Below are 26,972 nucleotides of genomic sequence, written 5' to 3'. Positions count from 1 at the left end.
GCAGACCGACTTCAGACCAGCAGGACACCCAGGTACCCCCGACTCCACGTACTTCACGGCAGAACGGCACAAGGCGACGAATGCCCCAGCACACCTCCGGGTCCGACCGGGCGGCGGTCCCCCCAGCCGCCCGCGACGGTGGCAGCGTGCGGCCGCCCGCTCCCTCGACGCTCGACGAGCTGTGGCGGTCGTACAAGGCGACGGGGGACGAGCGGCTGCGGGAGCAGCTGATCCTGCACTACTCACCGCTGGTCAAGTACGTGGCCGGCCGGGTGAGCGTCGGTCTGCCCCCCAACGTGGAACAGGCCGACTTCGTCTCCTCGGGGATCTTCGGGCTGATCGACGCGATCGAGAAGTTCGACCTCGACCGGGAGATCAAGTTCGAGACGTACGCGATCACCCGAATCCGGGGCGCCATGATCGACGAGCTGCGGGCGCTCGACTGGATCCCCCGGTCGGTGCGTCAGAAGGCGCGCAACGTCGAGCGGGCGTACGCGACGCTGGAGGCACGGCTGCGGCGGACCCCCACGGAGGGCGAGGTGGCCGCCGAGATGGGCATCGGCGTCGACGAGCTGCACGCCGTCTTCAGCCAGCTCTCGCTCGCCAACGTGGTCGCCCTGGAGGAACTGCTGCACGTCGGCGACGAGGGCGGCGACGGGCTCAGCTTCATGGACACCCTGGAGGACACCGCCGCGGACAACCCCGTGGAGGTGGCGGAGGACCGCGAGCTGCGACGGTTCCTGGCCCGGGCGATCAACACCCTGCCCGACCGCGAGAAGACCGTCGTCACGCTCTACTACTACGAGGGCCTGACCCTGGCGGAGATCGGCAACGTGCTCGGGGTCACCGAGAGCCGGGTCAGCCAGATCCACACCAAGTCGGTGCTCCAGCTGCGCGCGAAACTGGCGAGCTTCGGTCGCTGAGCCACAGTTGACCGGGGCAACGGGCGGCGCAGCGGGCGCAGTCACTCCCCTACGGCGGGCAGCGTCCGTAAAGTGGTCGACGTGCCAAGGATTCGAGCGGCCTCCGTGGCCGAGCACCGGTCGATGCAGCGTGCCGCCCTGCTGGACGCGGCACGCTCCCTGTTGTCCGAGGGCGGGACGGAGGCGCTGACCTTCCCCGCCCTGGCCGAGCGGACGGGGCTCGCCCGCTCCTCCGTCTACGAGTACTTCCGCTCGCGGGCGGCCGTGGTCGAGGAGCTGTGCGAGGTCGACTTCCCCGTATGGGCGGCGGAGGTCGAGGCGGCGATGGCCGCCGCCGACGGGCCGCGGGCCCAAATCGAGGCCTATGTGCGGCGGCAGTTGGCGCTGGTCGGGGACCGGCGGCACCGGGCCGTGGTGGCGATCTCGGCCAGCGAACTGGACGCCGGCGCCCGGGAGAAGATCCGCGCAGCGCACGGCGGGCTGGTGGCGATGATCGTGGACGCGCTGGCGGAGATGGGGCATGCCGAGCCCCGGCTGGCAGCGATGCTGGTGCAGGGTGTCGTGGACTCGGCGGTGCGAAGGATCGAGCTGGGGGCCGCGGAGGCACCGGAGACGATCACCGAGGCCACCGTGCGGATGGTCCTGCGGGGCGTCTGCGGCTGAACCGCGAGCGGGAGCAGCCGTGCCGGGCCTCTCCGCAGGAGCCGGGACGGCAGCAGGTCGAGGGGGTTCAGATAGGCCCGGGCCCGCCGCAGGCCCCAGTGCAGACAGCTCGTCGCGCAGTGGGAGCCCGCGGGTTCCACTGCGGCGATCACCTCACCCGCGGCGACCTCGGCGCCCTTGCGGACCAGGGTCCGTACCGGCTCGTACGTCGTTCTGAGGTCCGTGCCCGTCAGCTCCACGGACACCACGCCCCGTCCCGCGACCCGCCCCGCGTACGACACACGGCCCGCCGCCACCGCGCGGACCGGGGTGCCGGGCGCGGACGCCAGGTCGACCCCCCGGTGGCCGCGGCCGTAGGGCGTCGCGGGCGGCTCCCAGCCGCGGAGCACCGGCGGACGGGTGCCCACCGGCCAGGTCCGGGCGATCGCCGGGGGGCGCGCGGGGTGATCCGGGGGACCGGGTGGACTGTCCGCCCAGGCCGGCAGGGCCGTCAGGACGAGCAGCAGGAGCAACAGCGGGCAGGTGCGGTGCGGCGCGTTCATGCGAGAACCGTCCCGCGGCCGCGCCGATCATGTTCGGGGCTGTGGACAACCCGCCGGTTGTGGAGAGCGGCGTCACCCGGTGCTCCGTCGGTCCCGTACACTTCTTCTGGCGATCCGGGTCACCGGGTCGACTTCGCACGCCCCGGTATCGGGAGCCCGGCCCAGGTCGGTCCCCGGTATCCGCGCCCCTCGGTCCTTCGTGGCTCGGCGCACCGCGGGCGTCAGGCGCGGGAGCCGTCCGGTTCTCGCGGCACAACCGAGAAACCCAAGGAGAACGGCCATGGCCGTCGTCACGATGCGGGAGCTGCTGGAGAGCGGCGTCCACTTCGGTCACCAGACCCGTCGCTGGAACCCGAAGATGAAGCGCTTCATCTTCACCGAGCGCAACGGCATCTACATCATCGACCTGCTCCAGTCGCTGTCGTACATCGACCGCGCCTTCGAGTTCGTCAAGGAGACCGTCGCCCACGGCGGCACGGTCATGTTCGTCGGCACGAAGAAGCAGGCGCAGGAGGCCATCGCCGAGCAGGCCACCCGCGTCGGCATGCCCTACGTCAACCAGCGCTGGCTGGGCGGCATGCTCACCAACTTCTCCACCGTCTACAAGCGTCTGCAGCGCCTCAAGGAGCTCGAGCAGATCGACTTCGAGGACGTCGCCGCGTCCGGTCTGACCAAGAAGGAGCTTCTCGTGCTCTCGCGCGAGAAGGCCAAGCTGGAGAAGACCCTCGGTGGTATCCGCGAGATGTCCAAGGTCCCCAGCGCCGTCTGGATCGTGGACACCAAGAAGGAGCACATCGCGGTCGGCGAGGCCCGGAAGCTGAACATCCCGGTCGTCGCCATCCTCGACACGAACTGCGACCCCGACGAGGTCGACTACAAGATCCCGGGCAACGACGACGCGATCCGCTCCGTCACCCTGCTCACCCGTGTGATCGCCGACGCCGTCGCCGAGGGCCTCATCGCCCGCTCCGGCGTCGCCACCGGCGACAAGGGTGAGAAGGCCGCGGGCGAGCCGCTCGCCGAGTGGGAGCGCGACCTGCTCGAGGGCGAGAAGAAGGCCGACGAGGCCCCCGCCGCCGAGGCTCCGGCCGCTGAGGCCCCCGCTGCCGAGGCCCCCGCCGCCGAGGCCCCCGCTGCCGAGGCTCCGGCCGCCGAGGCCACCGAGGCCCCCGCCGAGGCTCCGGCCGCGGACGCCGAGCAGGCCTGACCGTCCAGCGTCACGGTTGACGGCGGGGGCGGCGACATCAAGTCCGCCCCCGCCGTTCACCCGTAGGTCGGCACAGAGTCGGAGAGCTCCTGCCCACTGGAGTTCCCAGACCGTGCAGATCTCCGATCTTCCAGACTTCGAGAAAGATTCACAGACTCATGGCGAACTACACCGCCGCCGACGTCAAGAAGCTCCGTGAGCTCACCGGCGCCGGCATGATGGACTGCAAGAAGGCGCTGGACGAGGCCGAGGGCAACGTCGAGAAGGCCGTCGAGGCGCTCCGCATCAAGGGCCAGAAGGGCGTCGCCAAGCGCGAGGGCCGCTCCGCCGAGAACGGCGCCGTCGTCGCGATCATCGCCGACGACAACGCCTCCGGTGTCCTGGTCGAGCTGAAGTGCGAGACGGACTTCGTCGCCAAGGGCGAGAAGTTCCAGAGCGTCGCCAAGGCCATCGCCGACCACGTCGCCGCGACCTCCCCGGCCGACCTCGCCGCGCTCCTCGCCTCCGAGATCGAGGCCGGCAAGACCGTCCAGGCGTTCGTGGACGAGGCCAACGCCAACCTCGGCGAGAAGATCGTCCTGGACCGCTTCGCGCAGTTCAACGACGGTTTCGTCACCGCGTACCTGCACCGCACGATGCCCGACCTGCCCCCGCAGATCGGCGTCCTCGTCGAGTTCGACAAGCCGAACGCCGAGGTCGCCCGCGGCGTCGCCCAGCACATCGCCGCCTTCGCGCCGAAGTACCTGGCCAAGGAGGACGTGCCGGCCGAGGTCGTCGAGTCCGAGCGCCGCATCGCCGAGGAGACCACCCGCGCCGAGGGCAAGCCCGAGGCCGCGATCGCCAAGATCGTCGAGGGTCGCCTCAACGGCTTCTTCAAGGACGCGACGCTGCTCGGTCAGCCGTACGCGCTCGACAACAAGAAGTCCGTCCAGAAGGTCCTGGACGAGGCCGGTGTCACCCTGAAGCGCTTCTCGCGCATCAAGGTCGGCATCTGAGTCCGTACCGCGACGGACGCCCGGTCCCTATAGGGTCGTAGGCAGTCGTCCCGGTACGCCGTCGCGCGCGCGTGCGTGACGGACGACAGCAGATCTGACAAGGAGGCCATTGCCGCGCACGGGTTGCGAACGACACCCCACCGGCAATGGCCTTCTTCGTATGTGCACCACGTGAAAAGGCGGGATCTCCCATGACCACCAAGGCCCAGAAGAGCGACGACGGCAAAGTACACGGCCGGTTTCTGCTGAAGCTGTCCGGTGAGGCATTCTCCGGCGGTGGGGGCCTGGGCGTGGACCCCGACGTGGTGCACAAGATCGCCCGTGAGATCGCGGCCGTGGTGCGGGACGGCGCCGAGATCGCCGTCGTCATCGGCGGTGGCAACTTCTTCCGCGGCGCCGAGCTCCAGCAGCGCGGCATGGACCGCGCCCGCTCGGACTACATGGGCATGCTCGGCACGGTCATGAACTGCCTCGCCCTCCAGGACTTCCTGGAGAAGGAGGGCATCGACAGCCGCGTGCAGACCGCCATCACCATGGGACAGGTCGCCGAGCCGTACATCCCGCTGCGGGCCGTGCGCCACCTGGAGAAGGGCCGCGTCGTCATCTTCGGCGCCGGTATGGGCATGCCGTACTTCTCCACCGACACGACCGCCGCCCAGCGAGCCCTGGAGATCGACGCCGAGGCCCTGCTCATGGGCAAGAACGGGGTCGACGGCGTCTACGACTCCGACCCCAAGACCAACCCCGCGGCCGTCAAGTTCGACGCCCTCGGCTACGGCGAGGTCATCACGCGCGAGCTGAAGGTCGCCGACGCCACCGCCATCACGCTGTGCCGCGACAACAAGCTCCCCATCCTCGTCTTCGAGCTTCTGGCGGAGGGCAATATCGCCCGCGCCGTCAAGGGTGAGAAGATCGGCACGCTGGTGGGTGAGCAGGGCAGCCGGGGCTGACCGGGAAGTCCCCGGGTTCGTACGACAACACCTGACCGGGGGACGGACCCCGGTCGGAGGATGGACAATGTCCTGCCGGACGGTAACCGTGCAGGAAGAAGACGCGACGCAGCCGGCCGCCGCCACCGACAGTGAACCGCAGCCGGGCCTTACTCAAGACACGCAGGAGCAAGTGGTGATCGAAGAGACCCTCCTCGAGGCCGAGGAGAAGATGGAGAAGGCCGTCGTGGTCGCCAAGGAGGACTTCGCCGCGATCCGCACCGGCCGTGCGCACCCGGCGATGTTCAACAAGATCGTGGCCGACTACTACGGCGCGCTGACGCCGATCAACCAGCTGGCCTCGTTCTCCGTGCCGGAGCCGCGCATGGCGGTCGTGACCCCGTTCGACAAGACGGCGCTGCGCAACATCGAGCAGGCGATCCGCGACTCCGACCTGGGGGTCAACCCGAGCAACGACGGCAACATCATCCGCGTGGTGTTCCCCGAGCTCACCGAGGAGCGCCGCCGGGACTACATCAAGGTCGCCAAGGGCAAGGCCGAGGACTCCCGGGTGTCCATCCGTTCCGTGCGCCGCAAGGCCAAGGACGCGATCGACAAGCTCGTCAAGGACGGCGAGGTCGGCGAGGACGAGGGCCGTCGTGCGGAGAAGGAGCTCGACGACACCACCGCGAAGTACGTCGCTCAGGTGGACGAGCTCCTCAAGCACAAGGAAGCGGAGCTGCTCGAGGTCTGATGAACGACTCTTCCTGGGCCTCTCCGCCACCAGCCGGGACACAGGCCGGGTACTGGGGGCCCACCGACCAGGGGGCCTACCAGGGCCAGGGACCTGTCCAGGGAGCCGCCCCGGCGGGTCCCGCGTACGATGCGCCTGAGGCGCAGCAGACTCGCCCCATGCCCATCGTCCCCGACGTACCCGCGCACGGCGGAAACCAGGATGACGACCCGGGGGCCGCCCGGCTGGGCGGCCCCTCGTTCCGCGACGAGGCGTACCGCCCCATGGCGCCCGACCAGGCGTCCTTCGGTGCGGAGACGTTCCGCCACGAGACCCCGTCGGCACCGCCCCATGCGGCGGTGCCGCAGAATCCGGAGCCCATGCCCGCAGCCCCACAGCCCGCGCCCGCACCGCAGAAGAAGAGTGCGGGCCGAGACCTGGGCGCGGCCATAGGAGTCGCGGTCGGGCTCGGTGTGGTGATCGTCGCGTCGCTGTTCATCGTCAAGGCCGTGTTCGTCGGCGTGATAGCGGTCGCCGTCGTCGTCGGGCTGTGGGAACTGACCAGCAGGCTCCAGGAGCGCAAGCAGATCAAGGCACCGCTGGTGCCGCTGGCGATCGGCGGCGCCGCGATGGTCGTCGCCGGGTACGTCCGGGGGCCCGAGGGTGCCTGGGTCGCCATGGCCCTGACCGCCCTGGCGGTCCTGGTCTGGCGGATGACGGAACCGCCGGAGGGCTATCTCCGGGACGTCACGGCGGGTGTGTTCGCCGCCTTCTACGTCCCCTTCCTGGCCACGTTCGTCGCCCTGATGCTCACCGCGGCCGACGGCGCGCAGCGCGTCCTGGCGTTCTTCCTCCTCACGGTCGTCAGCGACACCGGCGCCTACGCCGTCGGCTGGCGCTTCGGCAAGCACAAGCTCGCCCCGCGCATCAGCCCCGGCAAGACCCGCGAGGGCCTGCTGGGCGCGGTGTCGTTCGCGATGGTCGTGGGCGCGCTGTGCATGGAGTTCCTGATCGACGGCGGCCACTGGTGGCAGGGGCTGCTGCTGGGCCTCGCGGTCGCGGCCAGCGCCACGCTCGGCGACCTCGGCGAGTCCATGATCAAGCGGGACCTGGGCATCAAGGACATGGGTACGCTGCTGCCGGGCCACGGCGGCATCATGGACCGGCTGGACTCCCTGCTGCCGACGGCTCCGGTCGTCTGGCTGCTGCTCGTGCTGTTCGTCGGATCGGGCTGACCGGCGCCGGCTCGTCCACCTCGCCCGCGGGCCCCCGACCTGAACCCTCAGGCCGGGGGCCCGCGTCCTTTGCCCGGTACCGCCCACAGTGGGACGATTTTCCCCGAGGCCCTTTATGGGCTTGATGGCCAATCATCCGGAAAGGGGCAGACGTCATGTCCGGCTTCCGTGAATCGATCGACGTCGACCGCAGCCCCGACGATGTCTGGGCGTACCTCATCGACCCGTCCCACCTGCCCGAATGGCAGGCGAGCGCGGTCTCGGCCGAACAGCTCGACCCCGGCCCGGTCCAGGTCGGCTCCCGGCTGCGCGTCACCCGGCACGTGGGCCGCCGCCGGGAGATCCCGATGACCATGGAGTACACCGAGTACGACCCCCCGCACGCCTGGGGCCTGCGAGGCGTCGACGGTCCCGTGCGCGGCCATGTCCACGGCGAGATCACCCCGCTCGAGGACGGCCGCCGCTCCCGCGTGACGATGGAACTCGACTTCGAGGGCAGGGGCATGGGCAAGGTCCTCCTCCCCCTGATCGTCCGCCCCCAGGTCCGCAAGGAACTGCCACTGAACGAACGCCTCCTGAAGAGCCACCTGGAGCAGCGGGCTACCTAGCACCTGTCACGGAGGAAGGCCTTCCCGTCGCGCGACCGGGGCACCGGATTCGATCTGCGACACTGGTTAGGCCATGCCTAAGCCCGGAGAACTCACATTTGTCGCGCCGCGCGGAGCCAAGAAGCCGCCGCGGCATCTTGCCGATCTCTCGCCAGCGGAGCGGAAGGACGCCGTCGCGGAGATCGGTGAGAAGCCGTTCCGCGCCAAGCAGCTCTCGCAGCACTACTTCGCGCGGTACGCGCACGACCCGGCGGAGTGGACCGACATCCCCGCCGGTGCGCGGGAGAAGCTGCGGGAGGCGCTGCTGCCCGAGCTGATGACCGTCGTACGGCATCTGTCGACCGACGAGGGCACCACCCGCAAGACGCTGTGGCGGCTGTTCGACGGGACGCTCGTCGAGTCGGTGCTGATGCGGTACCCGGACCGGGTGACGATGTGCATCAGCTCGCAGGCGGGCTGCGGGATGAACTGCCCGTTCTGCGCGACCGGGCAGGCCGGGCTTGACCGGAACCTGTCCAGCGCCGAGATCGTGCACCAGATCGTGGACGGGATGCGGGCGCTGCGGGACGGCGAGGTCCCCGGCGGGCCGGCGCGGCTGTCCAACATCGTCTTCATGGGGATGGGCGAGCCGCTCGCCAACTACAAGCGGGTCGTCACCGCGATCCGTGCGCTCACCGATCCCGCTCCGGACGGGCTCGGGCTGTCGCAGCGCGGGATCACCGTCTCGACGGTCGGGCTCGTGCCCGCCATCCACCGGTTCGCCGACGAGGGCTTCAAGTGCCGGCTCGCGATCTCGCTGCACGCCCCGGACGACGAGCTGCGCGACACCCTCGTCCCCGTGAACACGCGGTGGAAGGTGCGCGAGGTGCTCGACGCGGGCTTCGACTACGTGGAGAAGTCCGGGCGGCGGCTGTCGATCGAGTACGCGCTGATCCGTGACATCAACGACCAGGCCTGGCGTGGTGACCGGCTCGGCCGGCTGCTCCGCGGAAAGCCCGTGCACGTCAACCTGATCCCGCTGAACCCGACCCCGGGCTCGAAGTGGACGGCCTCGCGGCCCGAGGACGAGAAGGCGTTCGTGGAGGCCATCGCGGCCCACGGGGTGCCCGTCACCGTCCGGGACACCCGTGGCCAGGAGATCGACGGAGCCTGTGGTCAGCTGGCGGCCACCGAGCGCTAAGATCTGGCCACGTCACATCTTCATATTCCGACAGGGGAGCGCCACAGCGCTGAGAGTGCGGCAATCGGGCCGCAGACCCTCTGAACCTCGCCCAGGTCATTCTGGGTAGGAAGTTCGGTCATCGCTCAAGCTGTTGTGCCCTGCCCGGGCGTCCCCGGGCGGGGCCGCGTTCTTCCTGGCCAACCCCAGGAGGACATCCAGTGCACATCAAGACCTTCGTGGCGGCGACGGTCGGCCTCGGCCTCGTCACCCTGTCCGCGTGCGGCGCGGAGTCGTCCGGCACCTCGAGCGCGGCGGACTCCAGGACCGTCACCCTCGTCAGCCACGACTCATGGGCCGTCTCCAAGAACGTGCTCGCCGACTTCGAGAAGAAGTCCGGCTACAAGGTCAAGGTCCTCACGGACGGCGACGCGGGCCAGGCCGTCAACAAGGCCATCCTGACCAAGGACAACCCGCAGGGGGACGTCTTCTTCGGCGTCGACAACACCCTGCTGTCGCGGGCGCTCGACAACGGTCTGTTCCAGTCGTACGAGGCCAAGGGACTCGACCGGGTCGGCGGCGCGTACCAGCTGGACTCCGGCAAGCACCGGGTCACGCCCGTCGACTACGGCGACATCTGCGTCAACTACGACAAGAAGTACTTCGCCGACCACAAGCTGGCCCCGCCGACGTCCTACGACGACCTGATCAAGCCCGCCTACAAGAACCTCCTCGTCACCGAGAACGCCTCCACCTCCTCGCCGGGCCTCGGCTTCGTCCTCGGCACGGCCGCGAAGTACGGCGACGACGGCTGGGCGGACTACTGGAAGAAGCTCAAGGCCAACGGGGTGAAGGTGGTCGACGGCTGGGAGCAGGCCTACAACGAGGAGTTCTCGGGGTCGGCCGGCGGCAGGAAGGCCGGGGCGGACCGGCCGCTGGTCGTGTCGTACGCCTCCTCGCCGCCCGCCGAGGTGATCTACGGCGACCCCAGGCCCAGCACCGCCCCCACCGGGGTCGCGACCGGCACCTGCTTCCGCCAGATCGAGTTCGCGGGGCTGCTGAGCAACGCCGGGAACGCCAAGGGCGGCAAGGCGCTCATCGACTTCCTGATCTCCCAGGAGTTCCAGAAGGACATGCCGCTCAACATGTTCGTCTACCCGGTGGTCGAGGGGGTGGGCGTGCCCGCCGAGTTCACCGCGTACGGGCCCGCCGCCAAGGCCCCCGAGACCATGGACCCGGCGAAGATCGCCCAGCACCGCGACCAGTGGGTCAAGTCGTGGACCTCGCTCGTACTGAAGTGACCAAGCGGGCCGAAAGGCCTTCCGGGAGCGCGGCGCGGCTCGGGCTCATGGCCCTGCCCGTCGCGTTCTTCGGGCTGTTCTTCGCCTATCCCGTCGCCGCGATCGTGGCCCGCGGGCTGAAGGTCGACGGGGTCTGGCGGTTCGGGCGGGTGGCCGACGTCCTGGGCCAGGCCGACATCCGGCACGTCCTGTGGTTCACCACCTGGCAGGCGGTCGTCTCCACCGCGCTCACCCTGGTGGTGGCGCTGCCGGGCGCGTATGTCTTCGCCCGTCTGGACTTCCCGGGCAAGCAGGTGCTGCGGGCCGTGGTGACGGTGCCGTTCGTGCTGCCGACGGTGGTCGTCGGCAGCGCGTTCCTCGCGCTCGTCGGGCGCGGCGGTCTGCTGGACGACCTGTGGGGCGTACGGCTGGACACGACCGTGTGGGCGATCCTGCTGGCGCACGTCTTCTTCAACTACGCCGTCGTCGTGCGGACCGTCGGCGGGCTGTGGGCCCAGCTCGACCCGCGCCAGGAGGAGGCCGCCCGGATGCTGGGCGCGTCCCGGCTGCGGGCCTGGCGCACGGTGACCCTGCCCGCGCTCGGACCGGCCGCGGCCGCCGCCGCGCTGATGGTCTTCCTGTTCACCTTCACCTCCTTCGGTGTGGTCCAGATCCTCGGCGGGCCCACCTTCTCCACCCTGGAGGTGGAGATCTACCGCCAGACCTCGGAGATCTTCGACCTCTCCACGGCGGCCGTCCTGACGATCGTGCAGTTCGCCGCGGTCGGCGCGATCCTCGTCGTGCACGCCTGGACGGTACGGCGGCGGGAGACAGCCCTGCGGCTGGTGGACGCGGGTCTGACCGCCCGGCGGCCGCGCGGTGCCGGGCAGTGGGCGCTGCTGGCCGGGGTGCTGGTGAGCGTCGCGCTGCTGCTGGTGCTGCCGCTCGCCGTGCTGGTGCAGCGGTCCCTGGACGCACCGGACCTCGCCTACTACCGCGCGCTGACCGGCGACGAGGGGAATGTCTTCCTGGTGCCGCCGATCGAGGCGATCGGCAACTCGCTCGAGTACGCCGTCGCTGCGACCGCGATCGCGGTGCTGATCGGCGGCCTGGCCGCCGCGGCGCTCACCCGGCGCGACGCGGGCCGGCTGGTCCGGGGCTTCGACGCGCTGCTGATGCTGCCGCTGGGTGTGTCGGCGGTGACCGTCGGCTTCGGGTTCCTGATCACCCTGGACGAGCCCCCGCTGGATCTCAGGGCCAGCTGGATCCTCGTCCCGCTCGCCCAGGCGCTGGTCGGCGTCCCGTTCGTCGTACGGACCATGCTGCCCGTGCTGCGGGCGGTGGACCACCGGCTGCGGGAGGCGGCGGCGGTGCTGGGGGCGTCGCCGTGGCGGGTGTGGCGGGAGGTGGACCTGCCGATGGTGCGGCGGGCGCTGCTGGTCGCCGCCGGGTTCGCCTTCGCGGTGTCGCTGGGGGAGTTCGGGGCGACCGTGTTCATCGCGCGGCCGGACCGTCCTACGCTGCCGGTGGCGGTGGCGCGGCTGCTGGGCCGGGCCGGTGAGCTCAACTACGGTCAGGCGATGGCCCTGTCGACGATTCTGATGCTGGTGTGCGCGGCGGCCCTGCTGGTGCTGGAGCGGCTGCGGACCGACCGGACGGGGGAGTTCTGATGCTGCTGGGACTTGAGGCGGCCACCGTGCGGTTCGGCGGGCGGGCCGTGCTGGACGGTGTGGATCTGGCGGTCGGCGAGCACGAGGTGGTGTGTGTGCTGGGGCCGAGCGGGAGCGGCAAGTCGACGCTGCTGCGGGCGGTCGCCGGTCTCCAGCCCCTCGACTCGGGCCGGGTGCTGCTCGACGGGCGGGACCAGGCGGGGGTGCCCGCTCACCGGCGGGAGCTGGGGCTGATGTTCCAGGACCATCAGCTGTTCCCGCAGCGGGACGTCGGCGGGAACGTGGCGTTCGGGCTGCGCATGCACGGCGCGTCCCGGCGGGAACAGCGGGAGCGGGTGGCGGAGTTGCTCGACCTCGTCGGTCTCCCGGGTGCCGACCGCCGGGCGGTCGCCGCGCTCTCCGGCGGTGAGCAGCAGCGCGTGGCGCTCGCCCGGGCGCTCGCTCCCCGCCCCCGGCTGCTGATGCTGGACGAGCCACTGGGCCAGCTGGACCGCTCGCTGCGGGAGCGGCTCGTGGTGGAACTGCGGGAGCTCTTCGGCCGTTTGGGCACCACGGTCCTGGCGGTGACGCACGACCAGGGTGAGGCGTTCGCGCTCGCCGACCGGGTGGTGGTGATGCGGGACGGGCGGATCGCCCAGTCCGGTACGCCCCTGGAGGTGTGGCAGCGGCCGGCGGACGCGTTCGTCGCGCGGTTCCTCGGCTTCGAGAACGTCGTGGAGGCGAACGTCACCGGAGAGGCAGCGGTCACGCCCTGGGGCAAGGTGCCGGTGCCGGAGGGCTCGCCGCAGGGCCCGCGCACGCTCCTCGTCCGCCCCGCCGGGGTCCGCCTCGTCCCCGCCGACGAGGGCCTGCGCTGCACGGTCGCCGCCCGTACCTTCAGGGGCACCCATGTCGCCGTACACCTGCAGCCGGAGGGCGCGCCGCGTCTGGAGGCGGCGTGCGCGCTGCGGGACGCGCCGGCGACCGGAGACCTGGTCGGAGTGGCCTTCGACGCGACGGAGACGGCGGTGCTGGGCCGGGCCTGAGCGGCCGCCCACGGGGTGTGGCCCGCGCTCCGGGTCGGAGGGCGGGCCACAGGGGTGGTGCGGGGGGCGCGTCAGCGGTTGCCGGAGCCCCGTCGGCGCATCCCGAAGAAGACCGCGCCGCCGCCGATGACGACGAGCAGGGCGGCGATGCCGGCGATCAGCCCGGTGTTGGAGGCGCCGGTCTCGGCGAGGTTGGACTCCTGGACCGCGGGCGAGGGGGCGTTGTCCGTGGAGGGCACCGTGCTGTCGTCCGGGGACGAGGAGTCCGCGGGGCTCGGGGAGATCGTGTCGGCCGGCGTGGACGGCGTGCTCGACGGCGTCCCGGACTCCGACGCGGAGGCGCTCGGGGACGGCGAGGCGGTGCCCTCGTCGGTCGTGCAGGCCTCGGCCGGGGTGGTCAGGTTGCCGGCGATGTCGTCGTCGACGAGGATCTTCTTGTTCTTGACGGCCTTGATGTGGATCCGGTAGACCGCGTTGGGCGCCCAGTCCTCCTCGAAGGTGATGACGGCGCCCTTCTTGGACCCCTCGACCGTCTGCTCGCCGACCTGGCGGAGGTCGGCGCCGTTGTTCTCCAGGAACACGGTGACGACGGCGGGCACGCCCGTGGCGTCCTTGTCGGTCACCGTGATGACGCCCTTGGCGCCGTCGCATCCGGCAGCGGCGGAGAAGTCACCTATCTCGCAGGCCAGGGCGCTGCCCGCGGCGGTGAGCGCGAGTGCGGCGGAGGCGGCGGTGACACCGAGGAAACGCACCGAACGGGCGGCGGTACGGCGGGAAAGGGACACGTTTGTCCTTAAAGGGAAGCGCAACTGCGGGGGGTGGAGGGGGAGATGGCGCCCCCGGTGATGCCGAGTGCGTCACCATCCCCAGCAGACTCACAGATCTATAAGCGTTTCATAAGAAGTGTCAATGCGGGGACCGCTCCCAGCGGTTGGCTTTACCCGCTTATTAACCAGCGAGACGTTTCAATGCCGCCGGAGCCTCCTCGATCCGGTCAACGAGGGCGATACGGGACTCCATCGACCGCTCCCGGGCGAGCGAGCGCAACAGCGGCCAGGCCGCCAGCCGTTCGGTCCAGTGCTCCCGGTCCACCAGCACCATCGGCGTCGGCTCGCCGCGCGACTCGTAGTAGTTGGGCGTCGCGTTGTCGAAGATCTCCTGTACGGTCCCGGCGGCGCCCGGCAGGAAGACCGCACCGGCGTTGCGGCGGGCCGGAGAAGTACTCGAGCAGCCGCAGGGCCTCGGTGAGCATCGCGGGGTCGAACGGGGCGGCGTACGCGCCGAGATGGGCCGCCTCCATCGCGCCGGGTCCGCCACCGGTGGCCACCATGAGCCCCTCGCGGGCCAGTTCACGGCCGAGGCGGGCCGCGCCGACGTACGCGTCCGTGCCGCGCGCCATGGCGTGGCCGCCCTCCCCCACGCTCGAACACGCTCGCGCGGGAGGTACCCCCAACGCCCACCACCCGGGAGCCGGCGCCATCGGGCAGCCCAGGAACCGGGCGGCCGAGGTGTCGGGCGAGAGCAGGACGTCCGTACGGCCCGTCAGGTCGACGGACTGGACCCGATGGGGGTCCCCCCGCTCGAGCGGGGGGACCCCCCGCTCGAGCGAAGCCGAGAGTGGGGGAGGTGGAGGGTGCCGAAGTCGCGGACCACCTCGGGCACTGCCGGGCGGTCGGGCGGGTCAGCCCTCGACGGCCGCCGGGTCCATCCAGACGATCTCCCAGGTGTGCCCGTCGAGGTCGTCGAAGGAACGGCCGTACATGAAGCCCATGTCCTGCGTCTCGCCGCTGGGCGTGGCGCCGAGGGCGAGCGCGCGGTCGACCAGCTCGTCGACCTTCTCGCGGCTCTCGGAGCTGAGCGCGACGAGCACCTCGCTGGTCGTCGTGGCGTCCGCGATCTCCTTCTTGGTGAAGGTCGCGTAGAACGGCTTGGTGAGCAGCATCGCGACGATCGTGTCGCTGATGACCACCGAGGCCGCGTTCTCGTCGCTGAACTGCGGGTTGAGCGCGTAGCCCAGGCCGGTGAAGAACGCCTTCGAGGCGGCGAGGTCGCTCACGGGCAGGTTGACGAAGATCATCTGCTGGTAGGCGGGGGCGGTCATCGGTCTCTCCCATCGGGGTGGTTGCGGTGTGCGGTGGGGTAGACCGCGGGGTCGCGCGGAACTCATCGCCGAGCGCGATCTTTTTTCGTACGAGTCGTTCTCAGCGGACCAGGGGGAGCGACGCCAGCTCCGCCACCATCAGGGTCAGGGGGGTGAAGAGGCTCAGGAGGGCGGCCGCGCGCAGGACGGCGGCGGTGCGCAGGGTCTTGCCGGGTGCGCCGAGGCGGAGCAGGGCGGCGGTGGTGTCGGCGCGGGCCTGCCGGGCCTCGACGGCGGTCGTGAGGAGCGTGGCGACCGTGCAGCACACCACGACCGCTGCACCGAGCGTGGTGAGGGGGCCGGAGGAGGGGTCGGCGGGGTCGTACAGGGCGGCCACCGCGTACGCGCCCGACGCCACCGCGCAGACCACGCCCAGCGGGCTGCCGATCCGGGCGGCCTCCTGCATCAGCCCGCGGCCCGCGAGGAGGCGCAGGGCGCCGGGGCGGGCCGTCTGCAGGAGACGGCCGCACAGATGGGTGAGGCCGGGACCGGCGAGGGCCAGACCGATCGCCGTCAGGCTCCACCCGAGGAGGACGGCGGTGGGGGCGGTGGGCAGACCGGTGGGCAGGGGGAGGGCGGCGGCGGTGGAGGTTCGGCTGGCGTAGCCCTCCACGGCGAGGCCGGTGGCCAGGAGGGCGGCGCCCCAGGGCAGGGCGGTGGGATGGGGCGGCCGGCCGGGGACATCCGCGGCGCCGTCCGGCGCGGGCTCGGTGCCGTCCGGGGCGTGGGTGCCGTCCGGCGCGGGCCCGGTGCCGTCCGCGCCCGCGGGTGCCGCCCCGGCGGTAGGGCGGGCCGCGGACCCCCAGGGCGGGCGGGCCCTGAGGACTCCGGAGGCCCGGCGGGCTGCCACGAGGGTGTCCCTCGGGCAGAGCATCAGAGCAACCGAGGCGGAGGCCGTGGCCGGGACCAGGGAGAGCAGGGTGAGCGCCGCCGGCAGCGGCAGGGGGTGGTCCGCGGCCAGGAAGTCGGTCGCCGCTCCGTCGAAGGGCATGCCGGTGAGGTCGCCCCGGAGGTGGAGGAAGACGAGGAGGGCCAGCATCGAGCCGAGCAGGGTCGACAGGGCCGTCGTGGTCGCGGAGACGGCCATCAGACGGGCAGGGCCCAGGCCGATGGCCGCGAGACCGGGGCGGGGGCGGGTGCCGGGGTCGGTGCGGGCGACCGCGAGGGCGAGGTGGACGGTGGTGGCCAGAGGGACCGCGCACCAGGCGAGGCGGAGCAGGGAGCCCGGGGAGCCCTCGGGGTGGGTCAGGGCGTGGCCGAGCGTGGAGAGGAGGAGGAAACCGGTGGCCGCCGAGGCCGCCGCGACCAGGAGGCGGCGCGCCTGTACTGCGGGATGCGCGCTGCGGGTCAGACGGAGAGCGAGCACGCGGCCCCCCGCCCTTCCGCCTCACCCCGACCGTCCGACGCCCCGGACCCGCCCGCCGGCCGCTCCGGATCGCCCGGCACGTGCTGTGCCGGCCCGGGGCCGTCCGGGCCCGCCCCGGCGTCCGGCTCGCCGGGACCGGCCGAGTCCCCCCGGCCCCTGGACGCGTCCGGGGCCTCCGGCTTCGCCCGGCGCGGCCCGGCCCCTCGGTCGCTCGGGACCGGGGGAAGGTGGAGGGTGGTCACCTGGCGGCCGTCCAGCAGGGTGACGCGGCGGTCGGCCAGGGAGGCGGTCTCCGGGTCGTGCGTGGCGAGGACGACCGTGATGCCGTGGGAGCGGGCGGCGGTGGTGAGGGTGCGCAGGACGTGCGCGCGGTCGGCCCGGTGGAGCGGGGCCGTCGGTTCGTCCGCGAACAGGATGGAGGGGGCGGGGGCCAGCGCACGGGCGATGCAGACCCGCTGGCGTTCCGCCTGGGTCAGTTCTCGCGGCCGGCTGCGCGCCTTCGGGCCGACGTCGAGGCGCTCCAGCCACTCCAGCGCGGCGGCCTTGGCCCGGCGGCGACTGGTTCCGCGCAGCATCAGGGGGAGGGCCGTGTTCTCCCACATGTTCAGCTCGGGAACGAGCACCGGGACCGGGTCGATCCAGCCGAAGCGGTCGCGGCGCAGCCGCTCGCGGGCCATCGGGCCCATGGTGTGCACGGGGACGCTGTTGAACCAGACCTCGCCGCGCTGGGCGGGCAGCAGACCGGACAGACAGTGCAGCAGGGTCGTCTTGCCGCTCCCGCGCGGCCCGCTGACGGCGAGGAACTCGCCCTCCCGCACGCCCAGCGAGACCCCGCCGAGCGCCGGGGATCCGTCGCGGTGCGTGAAGTGCAGCGAGCGTGCCCAGAGCACGTCGTTGTCCGGCGGGGCCTCCATGGGCGTACACCTCGGTTCAGATCCGTGAGTTCCCTGGGTATCCCCCGTCCGGGGGAACGAACGGGGAACGAAGGCAGGGCCGATCGGTCACGAGCACGCTAAGGAGGTCGCGGCGGGCTTGCGGACAGCACACGGCCCCGGTGCGCCGTTTCTCACTCGCACGGCGGACACCGGGGCCGGTGTTGATCACAGGGTCAGTTGATCACAGCTTCGTCCAGGCCTCCGACAGCGTGGCACGCAGGATCTGCTCGATCTCGTCGAAGGTCTCCTGGTTGGAGATCAGCGGCGGGGCGAGCTGGACGACCGGGTCGCCGCGGTCGTCGGCACGGCAGTACAGGCCGTTCTCGAAGAGCGCCTTGGAGAGGAAGCCGTACAGGACCCGCTCGGTCTCGTCGGCGTCGAAGGACTCCTTGGTCGCCTTGTCCTTGACCAGTTCGATGCCGTAGAAGAAGCCGTTGCCACGGACGTCGCCGACGATCGGCAGGTCGTGCAGCTTCTCCAGGGTGGCGCGGAACGCGGACTCGTTGTCGAGGACGTGCTGGTTCAGCCCCTCGCGCTCGAACAGGTCGAGGTTGGCGAGGCCGACCGCCGCCGACACCGGGTGGCCGCCGAAGGTGTAGCCGTGCAGGAAGGTGTTGTCGCCCTTGTAGAACGGCTCGGCGAGCCGGTCGGAGACGATGCACGCGCCGATGGGGGAGTATCCGGAGGTCATGCCCTTGGCGCAGGTGATCATGTCCGGTACGTAGCCGAACTTGTCGCAGGCGAACATCGTGCCGAGGCGGCCGAAGGCGCAGATGACCTCGTCGGAGACGAGCAGCACGTCGTACTGGTCGCAGATCTCGCGGACCCGCTGGAAGTAGCCGGGCGGGGGCGGGAAGCAGCCGCCCGCGTTCTGCACCGGCTCCAGGAAGACCGCGGCGACGGTGTCCGGGCCCTCGAAGAGGATCTGCTGCTCGATCTGGTCGGCGGCCCAGCGGCCGAACGCCTCGGGGTCGTCGCCGAAGAACGGGGCGCGGTAGATGTTGGTGTTGGGCACCTTGTGGGCGCCGGGCACGAGCGGCTCGAAGGGCGCCTTCAGGGCCGGCAGGCCGGTGATGGACAGGGCGCCCTGCGGCGTGCCGTGGTAGGCGACCGCGCGGGAGATGACCTTGTGCTTGGTCGGCTTGCCCGTGAGCTTGAAGTACTGCTTGGCCAGCTTCCACGCGGTCTCGACGGCCTCGCCGCCCCCGGTGGTGAAGAAGACCTTGTTCAGGTCGCCCGGCGCGTGGTGGGCGAGGCGCTCCGCCAGCTCGACGGCCTTCGGGTGGGCGTAGGACCAGACCGGGAAGAACGCCAGTTCCTGCGCCTGCTTGAAGGCGGTCTCGGCGAGCTCCGTGCGGCCGTGGCCGGCCTGGACCACGAACAGGCCGGCGAGCCCGTCCAGGTAGCGCTTGCCCTTGTCGTCGTAGATGTGGGTGCCCTCGCCCCGGACGATGGTCGGGACGGGGGAGTGCTCGTACGAGGACATGCGGGTGAAGTGCATCCACAAGTGGTCGTACGCGGTGCGGCTGAGGTCCTTCTCGGTCACGGTTATCGGGTTCCCCACATGTAGGTCTGCTTCTTCAGCTTCAGGTAGACGAAGCTCTCGGTGGAGCGCACTCCGGGCAGGGCACGGATGCGTTTGTTGATGACGTCCAGCAGGTGGTCGTCGTCCTCGCAGACGATCTCGGCGAGGATGTCGAACGAGCCCGCGGTCATCACCACGTACTCGACCTCGGCCATCTCGGTGAGCGCTTCCGCGACGGACTCCACGTCACCCTCGACGTGCACTCCGACCATCGCCTGCCGGCGGAAGCCCACGGTGAGCGGGTCCGTGACGGCGACGATCTGCATCACGCCCTGGTCGAGCAGCTTCTGCACGCGCTGGCGCACGGCCGCCTCGGACAGGCCGACGGCCTTGCCGATGGCGGCGTACGGCCGGCGGCCGTCCTCCTGGAGCTGCTCGATGATGCCGAGGCTGACGGCATCCAGATGCGGGGTGCCGTTCCTGGACTCGCGGGAGCTCCCGCCGTCCCTGTGCTCTGCGCTTCGACTGGCCACGGCCTCACTGTGCACGACGTATCGACAGTTCCGCAAGGTCGTGGCGATGAAATTCGTTGTTTACGCCATCGAGATCTGCGGATTCCGCAGTCATTGCCGGACCAGGGGTGTTGAAAACGTGGGCGCGCGGATTACTGTGGGTGTCTCAGTCAATGGACACCCGAACCCTGGAGGGCCGGTCAGTGAGCACCGAGCTGCGTCGTCTGCGCAACTACATCGACGGTGAGTTCCGGGACGCCGCCGACGGGCGGACCACCGAGGTGGTCAACCCGGCGACGGGCGAGGCGTACGCGACCGCACCGCTGTCCGGTGCCGCGGACGTGGACGCCGCGATGGCCGCCGCGGCCGCGGCCTTCCCGGGCTGGCGCGACACCACCCCGTCGGAGCGGCAGAAGGCCCTGCTGAAGATCGCGGACGCGTTCGAGGAGCGCGCCGAGGAACTGATCGCGGCCGAGGTGGAGAACACGGGCAAGCCCGTCGGGCTGACCCGCTCCGAGGAGATCCCGCCGATGGTCGACCAGATCCGCTTCTTCGCGGGCGCGGCCCGGATGCTGGAGGGCCGCAGCGCCGGCGAGTACATGGACGGGATGACCTCGATCGTCCGCCGTGAGCCGGTCGGCGTCTGTGCCCAGGTCGCGCCCTGGAACTACCCGATGATGATGGCCGTGTGGAAGTTCGCCCCGGCGATCGCGGCCGGCAACACGGTCGTCCTGAAGCCCTCGGACACCACGCCCGCCTCCACGGTCCTGATCGCCGAGATCCTCGGCTCGATCCTGCCCAAGGGCGTCTTCAACGTCATCACGGGCGACCGGGACACCGGCCGGCTGATGGTCGAGCACCCCACCCCGGCGATGGCCTCCATCACCGGATCGGTGCGCGCCGGCATGTCGGTCGCCGAGTCCGCGGCCAAGGACGTCAAGCGCGTCCACCTGGAGCTGGGCGGCAAGGCGCCGGTCGTCGTCTTCGAGGACACCGACATCCCGAAGGCCGTCGAGGACATCTCGGTGGCGGGCTTCTTCAACGCCGGCCAGGACTGCACGGCGGCCACCCGCGTCCTCGTCCACGAGTCGATCCACGACGAGTTCGTCGCCGCGCTCGCCAAGGCCGCGGCCGAGACGAAGACCGGGCAGCCGGACGACGAGGACGTGCTGTTCGGCCCCCTGAACAACCCCAACCAGCTCCGGCAGGTCTCCGGGTTCATCGAGCGGCTGCCCGCGCACGCCAAGGTCGAGGCCGGCGGCCACCAGGTCGGCGACAAGGGCTACTTCTACGCGCCGACCGTGGTCTCCGGGCTGAAGCAGGACGACGAGATCATCCAGAAGGAGGTCTTCGGGCCGGTCATCACCGTCCAGTCCTTCACGGACGAGGAGCAGGCGGTGACCTGGGCCAACGGCGTCGAGTACGCCCTCGCCTCCTCGGTGTGGACCAGGGACCACGGCCGTGCGATGCGCATGTCCAAGAAGCTCGACTTCGGCTGTGTGTGGATCAACACCCACATCCCGCTGGTCGCGGAGATGCCGCACGGCGGCTTCAAGAAGTCCGGCTACGGCAAGGACCTCTCGGGATACGGCTTCGACGACTACACGCGCATCAAGCACGTGATGACCTCGCTGGACGCGTAGTTGGCGGGCGACCGCCGGGAGGGGCGTGCCGCGCGCACGCCCCTCCCCTCCCGCCGCTCCGTGCTGCGTTCCCTCGGCTCCACCGCCGCGCTCGGCGCCCTCGCCGGCTGCGGGGTGCGGGCCGCCTATGTGCGGCCCGGCGACCGGGCCGGAGCCGACGTGTCCGCCAGCGACCGGCGGCTGACCTGGGCCAACTGGCCGTTGTACATCGACACGGACGACGACGACCCCACCCGGCGGCCGACCCTGGACGCCTTCACGAAGCGCACCGGCATCGCCGTCGACTACGTCGAGGAGATCAACGACAACGACGAGTTCTTCGGCAAGATCAGCCCCTCGCTGATGAACCGTCAGCAGACCGGCCGGGACCTGATCGTCATCAGCGACTGGATGTGCGCGAGGTTCGTACGGCTGGGCTGGGTCCAGGAGATGGACCGCGACCGCCAGCCGCACGTGGCCGAGTACCTGGACCCGCTGCTGCGTTCGCCCGCCTTCGACCCGGGCCGCAGGTACAGCGTCCCCTATCAGTCGGGCATCACCGGCATCGCCTACAACCGGCGTGCGCTGGGCCGCGACATCCGGGCCGTCGCCGACCTGTGGGCGAGCGACCTCAAGGGCCGGGTCACCCTGCTCTCCGGGCTGGACGAGGCCTTCGCGCTGCTGATGCAGGGCAACGGCGTCGACATCACCCGGTGGACGGCCGACGACTTCCGCACGGTGTGCGCGCAGGTGGAGAAGCAGGTCGGGAACGGCCACATCCGCCGTTTCACCGGCAACGACTACACCAAGGACCTGGTCAGCGGTGACGTCCTGGCCTGCCAGGCGTACTCGGGCGATGTCATCCAGCTCCAGGCGGACAACCCCGACATCCGCTTCGTCGTCCCCGAGGAGGGCGGCGAGCTGTGGTCGGACTCCCTGATGATCCCCGACCTCGCCCGCCACAAGACCAACGCCGAGCGGCTCGTCGACCACTACTACGAGCCCGATGCCGCCGCCGAACTCGCGGCCTGGGTCAACTACGTCTGCCCCGTCCCCGCCGCCCAGGCGGTCCTCGCCGACTCCGACGACGAGGAGACGGCGGCCCTCGCCGCCAACCCGCTGATCTTCCCCGACCGGGAGATGCGCGCCCGCCTCGCCGTCGCCCGCGACATCACCTCCACGGAACGGCTGGAGTTCACCCGGCGCTGGAACGCGATCGTGGGCCTGTGACCGTCGGCCTGTGACGGTCCGGTGGTCTCTCGCGCCCCGGGCCGGGCGCTCAGGCGCCGCGCAGCGCCGCCTCCAGCCGGCGGCCCCAGCGCAGGGCCGCCGTCACGCACTCCTGCGTCCTCGGTTCCAGGCGGTGGCGCGGCCCGACGACCTGGACGGCGGCGACGATCTCGTCGGTGAAGTCGCGGACCGGCACGGCGACCGAGTACAGGCCCGGTTCGGCCTCCTCGTCGACGATCGAGTAGCCGCGTTCCCGGGTCACGGCCAGCCGGTGCAGGAAGTCGTCCAGGCCCGTCGGGGTGTTCGGGCCGTGCGGCGCGAACTCGGTGCGCGCGAAGACCGCGGCGACCTCGTCGTCGTCGGCGTCGCTCAGCAGTGCCTGGCCGCAGTCGCTGCAGTAGGCCGGGTAGGGGCGGCCGATCCACGAGCCGAGCTGCCGGCTGCCCGGGGGCACCCGTTCGGCGACGGTCACGGTGGTGTCGCCGACCAGGACGCCCAGGTAGCAGCTCTCGCCGGTCTCCGTGGCCATGCCCTCCAGGGCGGTGAGCCCGTCGGTGCGCAGCCGGTGTGCGGTGAGATCGCGGGCCGCCGCGTAGAGCCGCCAGTGCGGGGTGACGCCGCCCGAGACGTCGTCACGGGTGACGAACTCCTCCGCGGTCATCGCGGTGACGGTACGGGAGAGCTGACTGCGGTCGCGGCCCATCCGGCGAGCCAGTTCCGCGACGGAGGCGGCGGAGCCGTGCCGCAGGCCCTCGGCCGTTCCCCGGGCGAGCGCCGACAAGGCCTCCAGGCCCTTCACCACGGTCGAGTCCACGTGCGCACTGTACCGCTCCCGTCGCTCGAGATCATGAATCGTGCAGCATCTGCATCTTGCCGTGCATTTAATGCACGCTTAGCATCCTTGCATCAGCCGCCGCCGAACACCGAGGGACGCATACGCATGGCTACGACGACGATCACGCCGGAAGCCGCCGGACCCGACCGGGGCTCCGCCGGGGGCGGGGCCCGCGAGGGCGTCCGGCGCCGGACGGTCCGGACGGTCAAGGTCTACTGGCCGGTCGCGGCGGCGACGCTGGCCGCGTGCGGGCGGGGCGACCTCGACGTCCTGCGCGCGGACGAGTCCTTCGCCTCGCTGCTGCGGGTCCTGGAGACCACGCCCGAGCTGGGTGACTTCGGGGTCTACGGCGATGTCTTCGAGGTCGCCCTCGGCGCGGAGGGCTTCACCGTCCGGCCCGGCGCCCGGCCCGCCCTCGGCTCGGTCGGCGGACGCTTCCTCTCCTCGACCCTCGCCGTGACGACGCACGTCGACGCCGCGACGGACGACGACGCGCTGTCCCGGATCCTCGCCCGCCTCATCGACGCCCACCCCTGGGAGATCCCGGTCATCGAACTGTCCGCCCCCCTGGACCTGGTCACCCCCGCCTGACCGACCCGGCACGCCCCTCCGGCACACCCCGCCGACGCGCCCCCCCCCGCACCCCGCAGCACCCGCCCCTCGCCTCACCCCCTCCCCGGCCACGGCCCCCGCGCGCCCACCCACCACGTGCCCCGCGCCCCGCGCCCCGCGCCCCGTGACCCCAGGCCGCCGACCGCGGCTCCACACCCCCGTCGAAAGTGGCCCCACCCCCCAGCCATGACCTCCCGATCACCCCCCACACCCCACTCCGCACCCCCGTCCCCGCTCCGCAGAGGAGACCGTCATGTCCGTCTCAGCCGTACCGGAGAACCCACCGGCCGCCGCCGACTCCGCTCCCCGGCCGCCCGACGAGGGACTGCGCCGTACGATGCGCTCGCGGCACCTCGTGATGATCGCGATGGGCGGCGTCATCGGCTCCGGACTCTTCCTCAGCTCCGGGTTCACCGTCTCCCAGGCCGGCCCCCTCGGCGCCGTCCTCGCCTATCTGGTGGGTGCCTTCGTCGTCTGGCTGGTGATGGCCTGCCTCGGCGAACTCGCCGTCGCCTACCCCGTCTCCGGCGCCTTCCACATCTACGCCTCCCGCTCGATCGGCCCCGCCACCGGCTTCACCACCGCCTGGCTGTACTGGCTGACCTGGGCCGTCGCCCTCGGCTCCGAGTTCACCGCGTGCGGGCTGCTGATGCAGCGCTGGTTCCCCTCCGTCGGCGTCTGGGTGTGGTGCGTGGTCTTCGCCGCCGTCGTCTTCGCGGTGAACGCCTTCTCGGCCCGCGTCTTCGGTGAGACCGAGTACTGGTTCTCCCTGGTGAAGGTGGTCGCCGTGGTCGCCCTCATCGTGCTCGGCGGCGCGGCCCTGTTCGGCTTCCACCCGATGGCCCCGGACGGCTCGCACCCCTTCCTGCTGGAGAACTTCCACACCCCGGACGGCCTCTTCCCCAACGGCTTCTCCGGCGTCCTCGTCACCGTGCTGGCCGCCTTCTACGCCTTCTCCGGCTCCGAACTGATCGGCGTCGCCGCCGGTGAGACCGAGGACCCGGCCACCGCCGTCCCCAAGGCGCTGCGGGTCACCGTCGTCCGGCTGCTCGTCTTCTTCGTCGGCGCGATCACGGTGATCGCCGCCACCATCCCGTACGACGAGGTCGGCCTGGACGAGAGCCCCTTCGTCACCGTCTTCTCCTCCGTCGGCATCCCGTACGCCGCCGACGTCATGAACTTCGTGATCATCACGGCGCTGCTCTCGGCCGGCAACAGCGGCCTGTACTCCTGCGCCCGCATGCTGTTCTCCCTCGCGGAGGAGAAGCAGGCCCCGCAGGCGCTGCGCAGGCTCAGCCGCCGCGGCATCCCGCTGACCGCGCTCTCGCTGAGCATGCTCGGCGGCCTGGCCTCCCTGGTGAGCAGCGTGACCGCGCCCGAGACGGTCTACCTCGTCCTGGTGTCGATCGCCGGGTTCGCCGCGGTCGGCGTGTGGATGTCCATCGCCGCCTCCCAGCTCATGCACCGCCGGGCCTTCCTGCGCACGGGCGGCGATCCGCGGACCCTCGCCTACCGCACCCCGTTCCACCCGGTCGTCCCGCTCCTCGCCCTCACCCTGTGCCTGGCCTCGCTCATCGGCATCGCGCTGGACCCGGCCCAGGCCACGGCCCTGTACTTCGGCGTCCCGTTCGTGGCGGGCTGCTACCTGTACCACTGGCTGCGGTTCGGCCGGCACCGCACCCCGGGGGCCACCGCGTGAAGCCGCCCACCTGCGTGCTCCTCGACCTCGACGGCACCCTGCTGGACTCGGCCCCCGGCGTGATCGCGAGCGCGGCCCACGCGCTGCGGTCCGTGGGGGCCCCGGTCCCCGACGCGAGCGCCCTGCGCTCCCTCGTCGGCCCGCCGATGTACGACAGCTTCCGTGACGTGGTCGGCCTCGACGAACCCACGGCACGCGCGGCCCTCACGGCCTACCGCGCCGAGTACGCCCGCAGCGGGGCGTCGGCCGCCGCGCCGTACGCCGGGATTCCCGACCTGCTCGACGCCCTGGCCCGGCGCGGACTCCCGATGGGCGTCGCGACCTCCAAGGTGGAGGACCAGGCCGAGCTGATGACCCGCCGGTTCGGCCTCGCGCCCCGGCTCCAGGCCGTCTGCGGGGTCTCCGACGCGGCCGGCCGGACGACGAAACGGCGGGTCATCCGCGAGTGCGTGGCCCGGCTGCGGGCGCGCGGCGCGGACGTCCGCCGGCCGCTCATGGTCGGCGACCGTGCCTACGACATCGAGAGCGCCGCCGCCGAGGGCATCCCCGCCGTACATGTGCGGTGGGGGTACGGCGGCCCGGCGGAGTCGGCCGGCGCGGTCGCCTCCGTCACCGCACCCGCCCACCTGATCGACCTGCTGGACAGCGTCGCGCACGACCGAGCCGAGTAGACCCGAAGAGGACGGACAGCCATGACCTTCACCACCACCGAGCCCCCGCTGTGGGCCCTGCACCGGGACCTGATCGCGAAGACGGTCCGGACGGACCTCACCCACGCCTTCCACCCGGGCCAGCCGCACTTCCCCGCTTTCCCGGACGAGAAGCGCGAGATGCCCTTCGACATGTCCCGCGGTGACGGCTTCAACGTGCACCTGTACACGATCGTCGGCCAGTGGGGCACCCACGTCGACCCGCCCGTGCACTTCGTGGCCGGGGCCCGTCCCCTCGACGAGATACCCGTCGACGAGATGATCCTGCCTCTGGTGGTCCTCGACATCACCGAGCGCGTCGCCGCCGACCCGGACGCCGTACCGACCCTGGAGGACGTGGCCGCCTGGGAGGCGCGCCACGGACGCGTCCCGGAAGGGGCGTTCGTGGCGCTGCGCACCGGCTGGGGCCGGCGCTGGCCCGACCCGGCCGCGATGGCCAACAAGGACGAGCAGGGCGTCAGCCACTACCCCGGCTGGTCGGCCGAGGTCCTGCGGTACCTCTTCGAGGAGGCCGGGGTCACCGCGATCGGCCATGAGCAGACCGACACTGACCCCGGACTCGCCACCTCCGCCGGTGACTTCAGCCTGGAGAGCTACGTCCTGGAGCGGGACCGCTGGCAGATCGAGCTGATGGCCCACCTCGACCGGGTGCCCGAGGCCGGCGCGCTGATCGTCGCCACCTGGCCCAAGCCGCAGGGCGGTTCGGGCTTCCCGGCCCGGGTCTTCGCCCTGCACCCCGCGGACTGAGGCTCCTCCCCGCACCAGCTCCGGCGGCAGTCCTGATCCGGCCGCCGGAGCTTTCGCCCGTCAGGAGACA

The 26,972-nt window shown here is 71.5% G+C and carries 24 protein-coding genes, 3 pseudogenes and 1 riboswitch; of the genes and pseudogenes, 18 read left to right on the top strand and 9 right to left on the bottom strand.

Annotated elements, in window-relative coordinates; all coding sequences use genetic code 11:
- The first annotated feature begins 80 nt into the window (after positions 1–80).
- Both whiG and U5640_RS11170 read left to right on the top strand, forming a co-directional pair.
- Positions 81–923, top strand: a complete 843-nt coding sequence (gene whiG, locus U5640_RS11175) for an RNA polymerase sigma factor WhiG (RefSeq protein WP_067257462.1) — start codon at positions 81–83, stop codon at positions 921–923.
- 105 nt (positions 924–1,028) lie between these two features.
- Positions 1,029–1,586, top strand: a complete 558-nt coding sequence (locus tag U5640_RS11170; protein WP_340385049.1) for a helix-turn-helix domain-containing protein — start codon at positions 1,029–1,031, stop codon at positions 1,584–1,586.
- Positions 1,587–1,591: 5 nt separating this feature from the next.
- Here U5640_RS11170 and U5640_RS11165 read toward each other — a convergent pair.
- Positions 1,592–2,128, bottom strand: a pseudogene (locus U5640_RS11165) (M23 family metallopeptidase); the annotation flags it as partial.
- 280 nt (positions 2,129–2,408) lie between these two features.
- Here U5640_RS11165 and rpsB point away from each other — a divergent pair.
- From rpsB to U5640_RS11115, 10 genes are all read left to right on the top strand, one after another.
- Positions 2,409–3,335 carry a 30S ribosomal protein S2 gene (gene rpsB / locus U5640_RS11160; RefSeq protein ID WP_067257468.1) on the top strand — a complete coding sequence of 309 codons (927 nt, stop codon included), beginning with the start codon at positions 2,409–2,411 and terminating at the stop codon, positions 3,333–3,335.
- A gap of 158 nt (positions 3,336–3,493) precedes the next feature.
- Positions 3,494–4,330, top strand: a complete 837-nt coding sequence (tsf, locus tag U5640_RS11155; protein ID WP_067257470.1) for a translation elongation factor Ts — start codon at positions 3,494–3,496, stop codon at positions 4,328–4,330.
- A gap of 191 nt (positions 4,331–4,521) precedes the next feature.
- The gene (pyrH, locus tag U5640_RS11150) at positions 4,522–5,280 is read left to right on the top strand and encodes a UMP kinase (protein WP_340375634.1); all 759 of its coding nucleotides are present in this window, start codon (positions 4,522–4,524) and stop codon (positions 5,278–5,280) included.
- Between the two features lie 175 nt (positions 5,281–5,455).
- Complete coding sequence (gene frr / locus U5640_RS11145) at positions 5,456–6,013, top strand: ribosome recycling factor (protein WP_055633754.1); 558 nt, start codon at positions 5,456–5,458, stop codon at positions 6,011–6,013.
- Positions 6,013–7,227 carry a phosphatidate cytidylyltransferase gene (locus U5640_RS11140; protein WP_340375633.1) on the top strand — a complete coding sequence of 405 codons (1,215 nt, stop codon included), beginning with the start codon at positions 6,013–6,015 and terminating at the stop codon, positions 7,225–7,227. The genes frr and U5640_RS11140 overlap by 1 nt, the downstream gene beginning before the upstream one ends.
- A gap of 155 nt (positions 7,228–7,382) precedes the next feature.
- A complete protein-coding gene (locus tag U5640_RS11135) occupies positions 7,383–7,835 on the top strand; it encodes an SRPBCC family protein (protein ID WP_340375632.1) in 453 nt (150 codons plus the stop codon).
- A gap of 73 nt (positions 7,836–7,908) precedes the next feature.
- Positions 7,909–9,015 (top strand): 23S rRNA (adenine(2503)-C(2))-methyltransferase RlmN, encoded by a 1,107-nt coding sequence (rlmN, locus tag U5640_RS11130; RefSeq protein ID WP_067257479.1) that lies wholly within the window; start codon positions 7,909–7,911, stop codon positions 9,013–9,015.
- A 22-nt stretch (positions 9,016–9,037) separates the two neighbouring features.
- A riboswitch (TPP riboswitch) is annotated at positions 9,038–9,145 on the top strand.
- A gap of 70 nt (positions 9,146–9,215) precedes the next feature.
- On the top strand, positions 9,216–10,295 hold the full coding sequence (locus U5640_RS11125; RefSeq protein ID WP_340375631.1) for a thiamine ABC transporter substrate-binding protein: 1,080 nt from the start codon (positions 9,216–9,218) through the stop codon (positions 10,293–10,295).
- Between the two features lie 47 nt (positions 10,296–10,342).
- On the top strand, positions 10,343–11,944 hold the full coding sequence (locus U5640_RS11120; RefSeq protein WP_340375630.1) for an iron ABC transporter permease: 1,602 nt from the start codon (positions 10,343–10,345) through the stop codon (positions 11,942–11,944).
- Entirely contained in the window at positions 11,944–12,969 is a 1,026-nt protein-coding gene (locus U5640_RS11115; protein WP_340375629.1) for an ABC transporter ATP-binding protein, read from the top strand. Before U5640_RS11120 ends, U5640_RS11115 begins: the two co-directional genes overlap by 1 nt.
- Before the next feature lie 71 nt (positions 12,970–13,040).
- Here U5640_RS11115 and U5640_RS11110 read toward each other — a convergent pair whose 3' ends face one another.
- The 7 genes and pseudogenes from U5640_RS11110 to U5640_RS11080 form a co-directional block, all read right to left on the bottom strand.
- A complete protein-coding gene (locus U5640_RS11110; RefSeq protein WP_340375628.1) occupies positions 13,041–13,754 on the bottom strand; it encodes an LAETG motif-containing sortase-dependent surface protein in 714 nt (237 codons plus the stop codon).
- Between the two features lie 163 nt (positions 13,755–13,917).
- Positions 13,918–14,536 (bottom strand): annotated as a pseudogene (locus tag U5640_RS11105) (hypothetical protein); the annotation flags it as partial.
- A gap of 114 nt (positions 14,537–14,650) precedes the next feature.
- Positions 14,651–15,070, bottom strand: coding sequence for a VOC family protein (locus tag U5640_RS11100; RefSeq protein ID WP_340375627.1), 420 nt, complete (start codon positions 15,068–15,070; stop codon positions 14,651–14,653).
- Between the two features lie 100 nt (positions 15,071–15,170).
- Positions 15,171–16,475 carry a hypothetical protein gene (locus U5640_RS11095; protein ID WP_340375626.1) on the bottom strand — a complete coding sequence of 435 codons (1,305 nt, stop codon included), beginning with the start codon at positions 16,473–16,475 and terminating at the stop codon, positions 15,171–15,173.
- 215 nt (positions 16,476–16,690) lie between these two features.
- Positions 16,691–17,389, bottom strand: a pseudogene (locus tag U5640_RS11090) (ATP-binding cassette domain-containing protein); the annotation flags it as partial.
- Positions 17,390–17,591: 202 nt separating this feature from the next.
- A complete protein-coding gene (locus U5640_RS11085) occupies positions 17,592–18,974 on the bottom strand; it encodes an aspartate aminotransferase family protein (RefSeq protein WP_340375625.1) in 1,383 nt (460 codons plus the stop codon).
- Positions 18,959–19,483, bottom strand: coding sequence for an Lrp/AsnC family transcriptional regulator (locus U5640_RS11080; protein WP_340375624.1), 525 nt, complete (start codon positions 19,481–19,483; stop codon positions 18,959–18,961). Before U5640_RS11080 ends, U5640_RS11085 begins: the two co-directional genes overlap by 16 nt.
- A 167-nt stretch (positions 19,484–19,650) precedes the next feature.
- On the opposite strand from U5640_RS11080, the gene U5640_RS11075 reads away from it, so the two are divergent.
- Both U5640_RS11075 and U5640_RS11070 read left to right on the top strand, forming a co-directional pair.
- Positions 19,651–21,090, top strand: a complete 1,440-nt coding sequence (locus tag U5640_RS11075) for a gamma-aminobutyraldehyde dehydrogenase (protein ID WP_340375623.1) — start codon at positions 19,651–19,653, stop codon at positions 21,088–21,090.
- Positions 21,091–22,299 (top strand): spermidine/putrescine ABC transporter substrate-binding protein, encoded by a 1,209-nt coding sequence (locus U5640_RS11070; RefSeq protein WP_340375622.1) that lies wholly within the window; start codon positions 21,091–21,093, stop codon positions 22,297–22,299.
- A gap of 49 nt (positions 22,300–22,348) precedes the next feature.
- On the opposite strand, the gene U5640_RS11065 is transcribed toward U5640_RS11070, so the two are convergent.
- Positions 22,349–23,113 carry an IclR family transcriptional regulator gene (locus U5640_RS11065; protein ID WP_340375621.1) on the bottom strand — a complete coding sequence of 255 codons (765 nt, stop codon included), beginning with the start codon at positions 23,111–23,113 and terminating at the stop codon, positions 22,349–22,351.
- 126 nt (positions 23,114–23,239) lie between these two features.
- On the opposite strand from U5640_RS11065, the gene U5640_RS11060 reads away from it, so the two are divergent.
- From U5640_RS11060 to U5640_RS11045, 4 genes are all read left to right on the top strand, one after another.
- Positions 23,240–23,725 carry a hypothetical protein gene (locus U5640_RS11060; protein ID WP_340375620.1) on the top strand — a complete coding sequence of 162 codons (486 nt, stop codon included), beginning with the start codon at positions 23,240–23,242 and terminating at the stop codon, positions 23,723–23,725.
- A 274-nt stretch (positions 23,726–23,999) separates the two neighbouring features.
- On the top strand, positions 24,000–25,445 hold the full coding sequence (locus U5640_RS11055) for an amino acid permease (RefSeq protein WP_340375619.1): 1,446 nt from the start codon (positions 24,000–24,002) through the stop codon (positions 25,443–25,445).
- Entirely contained in the window at positions 25,442–26,116 is a 675-nt protein-coding gene (locus U5640_RS11050) for an HAD hydrolase-like protein (RefSeq protein WP_340375618.1), read from the top strand. The genes U5640_RS11055 and U5640_RS11050 overlap by 4 nt, the downstream gene beginning before the upstream one ends.
- A 21-nt stretch (positions 26,117–26,137) precedes the next feature.
- Positions 26,138–26,902 carry a cyclase family protein gene (locus U5640_RS11045; protein ID WP_340375617.1) on the top strand — a complete coding sequence of 255 codons (765 nt, stop codon included), beginning with the start codon at positions 26,138–26,140 and terminating at the stop codon, positions 26,900–26,902.
- The last annotated feature ends 70 nt before the right edge of the window (positions 26,903–26,972 follow it).

The organism is Streptomyces sp. SS7 (assembly GCF_037993025.1).
GTDB lineage: Bacteria > Actinomycetota > Actinomycetes > Streptomycetales > Streptomycetaceae > Streptomyces.
The sequence above is the reverse complement of the archived record's forward strand: the minus strand, read 5'-3'. Positions and strand labels throughout refer to the sequence as shown.

Excerpts from the sequence above, each read along its gene's own strand:
- U5640_RS11115 (WP_340375629.1), top strand. The coding sequence starts at position 11,944 with ATGCTGCTGGGACTTGAGGCGGCCACCGTGCGGTTCGGCGGGCGGGCC.
- tsf (WP_067257470.1), top strand. The coding sequence starts at position 3,494 with ATGGCGAACTACACCGCCGCCGACGTCAAGAAGCTCCGTGAGCTCACC.
- U5640_RS11140 (WP_340375633.1), top strand. The coding sequence starts at position 6,013 with ATGAACGACTCTTCCTGGGCCTCTCCGCCACCAGCCGGGACACAGGCC.
- U5640_RS11135 (WP_340375632.1), top strand. The coding sequence starts at position 7,383 with ATGTCCGGCTTCCGTGAATCGATCGACGTCGACCGCAGCCCCGACGAT.
- pyrH (WP_340375634.1), top strand. The coding sequence starts at position 4,522 with ATGACCACCAAGGCCCAGAAGAGCGACGACGGCAAAGTACACGGCCGG.
- rpsB (WP_067257468.1), top strand. The coding sequence starts at position 2,409 with ATGGCCGTCGTCACGATGCGGGAGCTGCTGGAGAGCGGCGTCCACTTC.
- whiG (WP_067257462.1), top strand. The coding sequence starts at position 81 with ATGCCCCAGCACACCTCCGGGTCCGACCGGGCGGCGGTCCCCCCAGCC.
- U5640_RS11045 (WP_340375617.1), top strand. The coding sequence starts at position 26,138 with ATGACCTTCACCACCACCGAGCCCCCGCTGTGGGCCCTGCACCGGGAC.
- U5640_RS11060 (WP_340375620.1), top strand. The coding sequence starts at position 23,240 with ATGGCTACGACGACGATCACGCCGGAAGCCGCCGGACCCGACCGGGGC.
- rlmN (WP_067257479.1), top strand. The coding sequence starts at position 7,909 with ATGCCTAAGCCCGGAGAACTCACATTTGTCGCGCCGCGCGGAGCCAAG.
- U5640_RS11055 (WP_340375619.1), top strand. The coding sequence starts at position 24,000 with ATGTCCGTCTCAGCCGTACCGGAGAACCCACCGGCCGCCGCCGACTCC.
- U5640_RS11100 (WP_340375627.1), bottom strand. The coding sequence starts at position 15,070 with ATGACCGCCCCCGCCTACCAGCAGATGATCTTCGTCAACCTGCCCGTG.
- U5640_RS11120 (WP_340375630.1), top strand. The coding sequence starts at position 10,343 with ATGGCCCTGCCCGTCGCGTTCTTCGGGCTGTTCTTCGCCTATCCCGTC.